The organism is Pseudomonas sichuanensis (assembly GCF_003231305.1).
Classification (GTDB): domain Bacteria; phylum Pseudomonadota; class Gammaproteobacteria; order Pseudomonadales; family Pseudomonadaceae; genus Aquipseudomonas; species Aquipseudomonas sichuanensis.
On record NZ_QKVM01000066.1, the window covers coordinates 20,432 to 29,535 of the forward strand.

Consider the following 9,104-nt stretch of genomic DNA (forward strand, 5'->3'; position numbering starts at 1 on the left):
CATCGCGGGGCAAGCCCGCTCCCACGCCATGATGTGTGCTGGCGTGGGAGCGGGCTTGCCCCGCGATGGCAGTTGTCCAGGCAGATCAGTGCTTGGTGAGGCGATCCAGGTAGCCCATGACGAACGCCGAGACGACAAAGGTCATGTGGATGATCACGTACCACATCAGGTACTCGGTGGAGATGTTCTGCGCATCCATGAACACCCGCAGCAGGTGGATCGAAGAGATGGCGACGATGGACGCGGCCACTTTCATCTTCAACGACGAAGAGTCCATCTTGCCGAGCCAGTTGAGTTTCTCCTTGCTCTCGTCGATGTCCAGTTGCGAGACGAAGTTCTCGTAGCCGGAGATCATCACCATCACCAACAGGCCGCCAACCAGCGACATGTCGATCAGCGACAGGATCACCAGGATCAGGTCGGCCTCGGCGAGGGAAAACACGTTGGGCAGGACATGGATGATTTCCTGGAAGAACTTCAGGGCCAGTGCCAGCAGGCCCAGCGAGAGGCCGAAGTAGATCGGTGCGAGCAGCCAGCGCGAGGCATACATCGCGTTTTCGAGGATACGTTCCATGGACAGTGGGGACTCATAAGGTGACTGGAAAAGCGTGCGCGAGTATAGCCAGCCACCCGTGGCAGCAAAAGCCTGCGGCGGCTTGCCGCAGGCGTTAAGAGCCGACGCGGGACAGTGGGAGCGGCGGTGCGCCGATGCGACTGGCCCCCGCGATTGCGTCTGCAGTCCTATCGAGCTGGCCTGTCCGGGAGCTATCGCGGGGCAAGCCCGCTCCCACGCAATTACTCAGGTTTCCGGATGGAACTGATAATCCCCGAGATTGCGGCACCGCTCGCCGTTGATCTTGCGCAGCTGCGCCTGCAGGTGCAGGCACCAGATCTGCGGATCTTCAGCGACTTGGTAACCATGAAGGGTGAGGCTGTCGACGATGGCATTCATCACCGACTCGGCCACCATCGGGCCATGGAACGGCCCCTGGGCCTTGATCGCCGAGGGTTGTTCGCCGGCCATGCCGGCGGCGAACAGCAAGGTCCACATGCCGTTGTCACCGGCCAGTGGGCGAATACTGCATTCGATGCGGGTCACCAGGCCCAGGCACTGGCGGGTAAGGCTGAGGTTGCGCATGGCGGCGTCCCCTCTGTGGAGCCCTGTTCAGCCCGAAAGCATCGGGCTGTTTCCATCCTGAACCCTGTAACCGTCCTTAAGTTCCACTGTAGCCGACCTACGGAAAAGTTAGAAAACCGGCGCTGAACGGTAGCACTTCGCCGCCAGCGCCGGATTATTGACTTATGCCGGATTCGCCTGGGCGATGACTTCCTCGAGCCGCTCCTTCTCGGCCTCCTTGATCTCTTCCTCGCTGATCATCTCGGAAATCACCCGCAGGCGCTCGACCACCCGGGCATTGACGCTGCCCTCGGCGAACTCGCCCTTGTCATCCAGCGCGCCGGCCTCCTCGCCCACCAGCAGGCTCAGGGCCTCGTCGGCCTGGCTGACGGCGTAGACGTGGAAGCGCCCGGCCTCGACCGCCTGCAACACACGCTCGTCGAGCATCAGCGTGGCAACGTTGGCCTTGGGAATGATCACCCCCTGTTCGCCGGTCAGGCCACGGGCTTCGCAAAGGCGGAAGAAGCCTTCGATCTTCTCGTTGACCCCACCCACCGCCTGCACTTCGCCAAACTGGTTGATGGAACCGGTGATGGCGAAGCACTGCTTGAGCGGCGTGCGCGACAGTGCCGAAATCAGTGTGCAGGCCTCGCCCAGCGAGGCGCTGTCACCGTCGACATAACCATAGGACTGCTCCAGGGCGATGCTCGCCGAGATCGCCAGGGGGAACTCCTGGGCATAGCGGCTGCCCAGGTAGCCGGTGAGGATCATCACCCCCTTGGAGTGGATCGGCTGGCCCAGGTTGACCTCGCGCTCGATGTCGACGATGCCGCTGCCGCCCGGGTAGACAGTGGCCGAAATACGCGCCGGCATGCCGAACGCCGAATCGCCCACCTCCAGCACGGTCAGGCCGTTGCACTTGCCGATCGCCGCGCCTTCGGTGTCGATCAGGATAATCCCGGCGAGCATGTCGTCGAGTACCCGCTGCGACACCCGCCCGGTACGCGTAGCCTTGGCCTTGAGCGCACGTTCGATGTGGCCGGCGTCGGTCATGCTCTCATTGGCCAGCTGGCGGACGAAGTCGGCCTCGCTGACCAGCTGGAACAGGTCGCCGATACGTGCCGACAGCCGCGACTGGTTTTCCGCCAGGCGCGCGCTGTAGGTGGCCAGCCGCGCCACGGCATCGCTGGTCAGTGGCGCCATGCCCTCTTCATTGGTGCGGGTGCGCAACAGCTGGGCGAACTGCTCCAGGCTCTCGTCGACCATGGGCAGGTCTTCGTCGAAGTCGACCAGCACCCGGAACATCTCCTGGAAGTCCGAATCGTGGTCCTGCAGCGCGTAGTACAGCTGGCGCGAACCGATGATCACCAGCTTGACCCCCAGCGGGATCATCTGCGGCGTCAGGCTGACCGTGGCCACGCGCCCCAGCTCGCCCAGCGGCGACTCCATCTTCAGCTTGCGCGACTGCAGGGCGCGCTTGAGCGCATCCCAGACGAAGGGCTCACCGAGCATCTTGTCGGCTTCAAGAATCAGGAAACCGCCATTGGCGCGGTGCAGCGCCCCCGCCCGCAGCTGACGGTAGGAGGTGTACAGGGCGCCCTGGTCGGTGCTGTATTCGATGCGGCCGAACAGGTTGTCGTAGGTCGGGTGCGGCTCGAACACCACCGGTGCGCCGCCGTTGCCGCAATGGCCCACCACCAGGTTGGGCGCGTACTGCTCTTCGAGCATCTTGCGCGCCACGGCGTCGCTCTTGCTGTCATCGACCAGTTGCTCGACCACGGTGCGCAGCAGGTTCAACTGCATGGATTGCAGGTAAGCGCAGACAGCCGCGTTCTCCGCATACTTTTCCGACAGCGGCGCCAGCAGCGGCTGCAGTGCCAGGGTGATGGTTTCTTCGTTGAGCTGGCGCAGCTGGTTGTTCGACTCGCGCTTCCACTGCGGCAGGCTGGCCAGCTCTTCGTTCAGGCGCTCTTCGAGCAGGGCGATGTCTTCATGGAAACGCTCGCGCAATTCCTCCGGCAGCTGGGCGAACTCGGCTTCGTCCAGTGCCTTGCCGTCGGCCATGGGGGTGAAGGCGACGTTGCTGCTGTCGCGGTACAGGGCCACGTCCTTTTCCAGCGAGGCGCGTTCGATCACGTCCAGCGCACGGTCGTAGCGCTGGTTGAAGGCGCGGTCGATGGCGCTTTTCTTCTGCTGGTAGGAGGGGTGCTCGAATACCGCAGGGAAGGTCGCCACCAGGTTGTCGATCAGGCCATTCATGTCACTGATGAAGGCATGTGCGCTGCCGGCGGGCAGCTCCAGCGCACGCGGCTCGCGGGAGTCCTCGAAATTGTTGACGTAGAGCCAGTCGGACGGCGTGGCCTGGCGCTTGCCTTCGGCCTTCAGGTAGCGCTTCACGAACGAGAAACGGCCGGTGCCGGGCTCACCCATCACATACACGTTGTAACCGGGGCGCGGCATCGCCACGCCGAACTGCAGGGCCTCGACGGCACGCTCCTGGCCCAGCACACCACGAAATGGCTCCAGATCGTCGGTATTGGAGAAAGCAAACTGTTCAGCGGAGAAACGCCGGGTCAGGGCTTCTGGCGCGAGACGCAGGCGCGAGGCGACAGGATCGGGCATTGGGTTTCCTTACTTCGGCGGGGCGGATGGAAAGCATTCTGGCGCCGCCAGCGCGCCGCTTGCAAGGCTCTGCGGGACTTTATGTCGCAGCCCAACAATGGCGATCACGCAAGACATTTTTCGCAATAAACAACGCAACCTTTGGATCCTGCCTAAACTCCTAGCTGCGCGGGGGGGTGGCAAGACTTCCTGTGCTGGCAACCGCGTTGCCAGAACCCTGACCATTGGTACGTCACTTGAGAATGAGAACAACGCTATGAAACGGATTCTTCTGGGTACTCTGTTCGCCGCTGTCTCTATCAACGCCATGGCCGAAGCGCCGGGTGGCCCCAACTGCGGCTGGGGCAACCTGCTGTTCGAAGGCCAGCGCGGCACCCCGGCCCACTTCCTGGCCTCCACCACCAACGGCACGTCCGGCAACGCAACCTTCGGCATGACCTCGGGCACCAACGGTTGCTCGACCAAGGCCTCCCTCACCTATGGCGGCAAGTCGTGGTTCGCCATGAACGGCATGATGAACGAACTGTCCGAAGACATGGCCAAGGGCCAGGGCGAAGCCCTGACCACCTACGCCGTGGTCCTCGGCGTGGCGCCTGAAGACCGCGCGCATTTCGCCGCCGTCACCCACGAGCATTTCCAGCAGATCTTCAGCAGCGCCGACGTCACTGCCGAAACTGTCCACAGCAACACCCTGGCAGTGCTCAAGAGCGACCCGCAACTGGCCAAATACGCCACCGAGGCATGAGCCCCACGCCTCCCGCCCCGGCAGCGGGGCGGGCTTGGCGATCCACCTTCGGCATCATTCAGACGTAGTTGCCCGACATGCTCAAACGCCTTGCTACCCTGGCGCTGATCGTCAGCGCACCCTTGCACGCCGCACCACAGCCAGACCCGGCCCGCCTGCAACAGCTGGCCGCCACGCCCTACTGGATCGCCCTGGGCCACTATGAAACCGCCAAGCTCGGCGGCTGGCGCAGCTATGTGGACGACAGGCGGTTCTTTCTCGCAGAGGACGGCGCGCACCATCCGGACCAGGAGCTCAAGGCCACGGTCGCAGCGCTGTATGCCCCGGCCAGCCTCGGCGACAAGCACCCGCAATGCGTATTCCCGGCACGCACCCGCTGGTTGCGCGAACAGCTGGGCCTGACCGACCTGCCGAAGCCGGATTGCCAGGAGTTCGCCACCTGGTACCAGTCGATCGACCCGCACAGCGCGACGCTGATATTCCCGGCGGCCTACCTCAACAGCCCGTCGTCGATGTTCGGCCACACCTTGCTGCGCATCGACCAGTCCAACACCCGTCGCGACGACACCACGTTGCTCAGCTACGCGATCAACTTCGGTGCCTATATCGAAGGCAGCGACAACAGCATCCTCTACGCCTGGAAAGGCCTGATGGGCGGCTACCCCGGGCTGTTCGCGATCATGCCCTACCAGGAAAAGCTGTCCGAGTACCGCAGCCTGGAAAACCGCGACCTGTGGGAGTACCAGCTGGACCTTACGCCGGAAGAGACCGGCCGGATGGTCGAGCATGTATGGGAGCTCAAGCAGATCAAGTTCGACTATTTCTTCTTCGACGAAAACTGCTCCTACCGCCTGCTCGAACTGCTGCAGGTGGCGCGCCCGAGCCTGGACCTCACCTCCCAGTTCCCGCTGACCGCCATCCCCACCGACACGGTCAAGGCCGTCAAGCAGTCCGGGCTGGTCACCGATGTGCGCTACCGCCCCTCCCGCGAGCGCGAGCTGCTGGCCCGGGCCGAGCCGTTGGAGCCTGCGGAGAAACAGCAGGTACTGGCCCTCAGTGCCGACACCGGGCAACTGCAAAGCCCCGAATTCACCGCCCTGCCCCGCGACCGCCAGGCCCTGGTGCAGGACGCCGCCTACCGCCTGGAGCGCTACCGGGCCAACGGCCAGGAACGTGACCCGGCCCAGGCCGCGCGCAGCTTCGAACTGCTCAGGGCGATCAACCGCAACCCGCCGCCAGCGCTGCAAATAGAGCGCCCCGGCCTGCCTGAAGATGGCCACCAATCGCGGACCTGGCAGCTGGGTGTCGGCACCCGTGAAGACCGCGCCTTCGCCGAGTACGGCCTGCGCATGGCCTACCACGACCTCAACGACAACCTGTACAGCTTCCCCCTCGGCGCGCAGATCGAGATCCTCCAGCTCAAGCTGCGTCAGTACGAAGGCAACGACTGGCAGGTGCAGCGCCTGGACCTGGCCACCATTCGTTCGCTGACCCCGCGCAATGAGCTGCTCAAGCCCTGGTCGTGGCAGGTGGCGGGCGGGCTGGAACGGGTGCCGGGCAAGCATGATGACGAAGTGCTGGTCAGCCACGTCAACGGTGGCGCCGGCGGTACCTGGCAACTGAGTGACGGGCTGCTGGGCTTTGCCTTGGGCACGCTGCGTGTGGAGCATCACAACGACTTCGCCGAGTTCGTCTCACCGGCGGCCGGCTTCAATGGCGGCCTGTTATGGCGCAATGGGCTGGGCAACCTGACGCTGGAGGCCAAGGGCGACTACTTCAGCAACGGCGAGGTGCGGCGCAGCATGAGCCTGAACCAGCAGTGGGAGATCAGCCGGGACCTGGGCGTGCGCTTGAGTGCTTCGCGTCAGTTCAGTCATCTGGCCACGGCGCAGAACGAAGTGATGCTGGAGTTGAAGTGGTATCAGTATTGATCAACTCAGCTTTCCTCGTGGGGGCGACGGTGCGGCGACCCGACTTGCCCCGCGATAAGCCATCTGGCGCATCGCGGGACAAGCCCGCTCCCACGAACACGTGCAATCCTTCGACAGCGTTTTGACATATCCCCAACAGTTCCCCGCCTAGACTTTGCGCTATCACTTCAAGGGTCTTGTGGATATGTCGCGGTACTGGTTGGGCCTGTGTGTCCTGTTGCTGCTGGCAGGCTGCCAGACCACTCACGAACAGATGGTCAATCAAGGCTATCCCCCCGCCTACGCCGATGGTTTCGAGGACGGCTGCAGCAGCGGCCGCCAGGCCGCCGGGCCGATGGCCGGCGATTTTCGCAAGGACGTTGCGCGCTACCTGCACAACCACCAGTACGAAAGCGGCTGGGACGACGGCTTTCGCCAATGCCAGGCCATGCAGAACAGCGAAGAGCAGCGCCAGTACCATGACCGCTACTGGGACGAACGCGACCGCGACTGGCAGCGCGAGAAGGACCAGGGCGCCGCCCGCGCCTATCGCCGCAACTGACGTCGCAAACGGACAACCGCTGCAACCCACGACCTGCCACCATGGTCTCCAGCACAAGGAGGCCCCCATGAGCCGAGCATTCGTCAACGAGGACCAGGCCGCCGCCCAGGCCGACCAGCCGGTGGAGCGCAGGGTCAGCGACCAGCCCAACTATGTCACTGCCACGGGCCTGGCCCTGTTGCAGCAACGGGTGGCCGCGCTCAATGCGCGGCGTGGTGAGTTGCAGGCCCAGGGTGAGCGCGCTGACAAACAGCAGTTGGCCGATACCGAACGCGACCTGCGCTACTTCACTGCCCGCGTACAGAGTGCCCAGGTAGTGCCCGCTGCCACGTCCTCCGAGAAGGTACAGATTGGCAGCCAGGTGCGGTTTGCCGATGAAGACGGCCAGGAGCATCAAGTGCAATTGGTGGGAGAGGATCAAGCCGATGCCACGCAGGGGTTGATCAACTGGGGCTCGCCGCTGGGGCGGGCGCTGCTGGGGGCCGGGCCTGGGGATGAAGTGGTTTGGCGGCGGCCAGTGGGGGATCAGATGATCGAAGTGGTAGAAATTGGAAGCGAGCCCTGTGGGAGCGGGCTTGCCCCGCGATAGCGCCGGCCAGGCAAACGTCGTGGCCTGATCCAACTGCATCGCGGGGCAAGTCGGGGCGCCGCATCGCCGCTCCCACGGGTCTTCAGATCAAACGACGCCCTGCGCCAGCATGGCATCGGCGACTTTCACGAAGCCGGCGATGTTGGCGCCCTTGACGTAGTTGATGCTGCCATCGTCTTCCTGGCCATAGTGCACGCACGCATGGTGGATCGACTGCATGATGTTGTGCAGCTTGCTGTCCACCTCGCCCGCAGTCCACAGCAGGCGCATGGCGTTCTGCGACATCTCCAGGCCCGACACGGCAACCCCACCGGCGTTGGACGCCTTGCCCGGCGCATACAGAATGCCGGCCTCGATGAAGATATCCACAGCGTCGAGGGTGGTTGGCATGTTGGCGCCTTCGGCCACGCAGATGCAGCCGTTGCGCAGCAGGGTACGGGCGTCTTCGGCGTTCAGTTCGTTCTGGGTGGCGCACGGCAGCGCGATGTCGCACGGCAAGGCCCATGGCGTCTGGCCCTTGCGGAACTCCAGGCCATACTGCGTCGCCAGCTCGCTGAGGCGGCCACGCTTGACGTTCTTCAGCTCCATCAGCGCATCCCACTGGGCATCGCTCAAACCGGCTTCGCAGAACAGCGTGCCTTCGGAGTCGGACAGCGAGATCACCTTGCCGCCCAGATCCATCACCTTGCGCGCCGCATACTGGGCAACGTTACCCGAACCCGAGATCGCCACGCGGCGGCCATCGATACGCTTGTCCTGGCGCTTGAGCATCTCTTCGGCGAAATACACGCAGCCAAAGCCGGTGGCCTCCGGGCGGATCAGGCTGCCGCCGTAGGTCATGCCCTTGCCGGTCAGCACCGAGGTGAACTGGTTGGCCAGGCGCTTGTACTGGCCAAACATGAAGCCGATCTCGCGGGCACCCACGCCGATGTCACCGGCCGGTACGTCGAGGTCGGCGCCGATGTGGCGGTACAGCTCGCTCATGAACGCCTGGCAGAAGCGCATCACTTCAGCATCGCTCTTGCCCTTCGGATCGAAGTCCGAGCCACCCTTGCCACCACCCATCGGCAGCGAGGTCAGCGAGTTCTTGAACACCTGCTCGAAGGCCAGGAACTTGAGCACGCCCAGGTTCACCGACGGGTGGAAACGCAGGCCGCCTTTGTACGGGCCGATGGCGCTGCTCATCTGGATGCGGTAGCCGCGGTTGACCTGGACCTTGCCCTGGTCATCCACCCACGACACGCGGAACAGCACGGCGCGCTCGGGCTCGACCATGCGCTCGAGGATACCGGCCTTGAGGTAGTGCGGGTTGGCTTCGAGGAAGGGCCACAGGCTGCGCAGCACCTCTTCCACCGCCTGGTGGAACTCGGGCTGGGCAGGGTCGCGCTGTTGCAGACGGGCCAGGAAGGCGTCGACAGATTCGATCATGGTAGACATCTCACCAAGAGGGATTGTTTTTGGTTTTTTCGGGAATGTACCAAGAACCAATCGCACTGGAACAGGGCGACATGTCGTTTTTTTGAAATTATTTGGTGCGTTTTCTATAACTGTATACAAGT

The 9,104-nt window shown here is 63.7% G+C and carries 8 protein-coding genes; 4 read left to right on the top strand and 4 right to left on the bottom strand.

Annotation, left to right across the window (positions count from 1 at the left end; translation table 11 throughout):
- Positions 1 to 85: 85 nt before the first annotated feature.
- The 3 genes from DM373_RS25550 to DM373_RS25560 form a co-directional block, all read right to left on the bottom strand.
- Positions 86 to 574, bottom strand: coding sequence for a TIGR00645 family protein (locus DM373_RS25550; protein ID WP_110996199.1), 489 nt, complete (start codon positions 572 to 574; stop codon positions 86 to 88).
- Between the two features lie 225 nt (positions 575 to 799).
- Complete coding sequence (locus tag DM373_RS25555) at positions 800 to 1,138, bottom strand: PA4575 family protein (RefSeq protein WP_110996200.1); 339 nt, start codon at positions 1,136 to 1,138, stop codon at positions 800 to 802.
- 162 nt (positions 1,139 to 1,300) lie between these two features.
- Entirely contained in the window at positions 1,301 to 3,739 is a 2,439-nt protein-coding gene (locus DM373_RS25560; protein ID WP_110996201.1) for a Lon protease family protein, read from the bottom strand.
- Positions 3,740 to 3,995: 256 nt separating this feature from the next.
- Here DM373_RS25560 and DM373_RS25565 point away from each other — a divergent pair, with 256 nt between their 5' ends.
- The 4 genes from DM373_RS25565 to DM373_RS25580 all read left to right on the top strand — a co-directional run bounded on the left by DM373_RS25565 (position 3,996) and on the right by DM373_RS25580 (position 7,545).
- Positions 3,996 to 4,484 (top strand): DUF3015 domain-containing protein, encoded by a 489-nt coding sequence (locus tag DM373_RS25565; protein ID WP_110996202.1) that lies wholly within the window; start codon positions 3,996 to 3,998, stop codon positions 4,482 to 4,484.
- A 77-nt stretch (positions 4,485 to 4,561) separates the two neighbouring features.
- Positions 4,562 to 6,415, top strand: coding sequence for an Lnb N-terminal periplasmic domain-containing protein (locus DM373_RS25570; protein WP_110996203.1), 1,854 nt, complete (start codon positions 4,562 to 4,564; stop codon positions 6,413 to 6,415).
- A 184-nt stretch (positions 6,416 to 6,599) separates the two neighbouring features.
- The gene (locus DM373_RS25575) at positions 6,600 to 6,956 is read left to right on the top strand and encodes a hypothetical protein (protein WP_110996204.1); all 357 of its coding nucleotides are present in this window, start codon (positions 6,600 to 6,602) and stop codon (positions 6,954 to 6,956) included.
- Positions 6,957 to 7,023: 67 nt separating this feature from the next.
- A complete protein-coding gene (locus tag DM373_RS25580) occupies positions 7,024 to 7,545 on the top strand; it encodes a GreA/GreB family elongation factor (RefSeq protein WP_110996205.1) in 522 nt (173 codons plus the stop codon).
- An 87-nt stretch (positions 7,546 to 7,632) separates the two neighbouring features.
- Here DM373_RS25580 and gdhA read toward each other — a convergent pair whose 3' ends face one another.
- Entirely contained in the window at positions 7,633 to 8,973 is a 1,341-nt protein-coding gene (gdhA, locus tag DM373_RS25585; RefSeq protein WP_110996206.1) for an NADP-specific glutamate dehydrogenase, read from the bottom strand.
- Positions 8,974 to 9,104 lie beyond the last annotated feature (131 nt).

Excerpts from the sequence above, each read along its gene's own strand:
- DM373_RS25550 (WP_110996199.1), bottom strand. The coding sequence starts at position 574 with ATGGAACGTATCCTCGAAAACGCGATGTATGCCTCGCGCTGGCTGCTC.
- DM373_RS25555 (WP_110996200.1), bottom strand. The coding sequence starts at position 1,138 with ATGCGCAACCTCAGCCTTACCCGCCAGTGCCTGGGCCTGGTGACCCGC.
- DM373_RS25560 (WP_110996201.1), bottom strand. The coding sequence starts at position 3,739 with ATGCCCGATCCTGTCGCCTCGCGCCTGCGTCTCGCGCCAGAAGCCCTG.
- DM373_RS25565 (WP_110996202.1), top strand. The coding sequence starts at position 3,996 with ATGAAACGGATTCTTCTGGGTACTCTGTTCGCCGCTGTCTCTATCAAC.
- DM373_RS25570 (WP_110996203.1), top strand. The coding sequence starts at position 4,562 with ATGCTCAAACGCCTTGCTACCCTGGCGCTGATCGTCAGCGCACCCTTG.
- DM373_RS25575 (WP_110996204.1), top strand. The coding sequence starts at position 6,600 with ATGTCGCGGTACTGGTTGGGCCTGTGTGTCCTGTTGCTGCTGGCAGGC.
- DM373_RS25580 (WP_110996205.1), top strand. The coding sequence starts at position 7,024 with ATGAGCCGAGCATTCGTCAACGAGGACCAGGCCGCCGCCCAGGCCGAC.
- gdhA (WP_110996206.1), bottom strand. The coding sequence starts at position 8,973 with ATGATCGAATCTGTCGACGCCTTCCTGGCCCGTCTGCAACAGCGCGAC.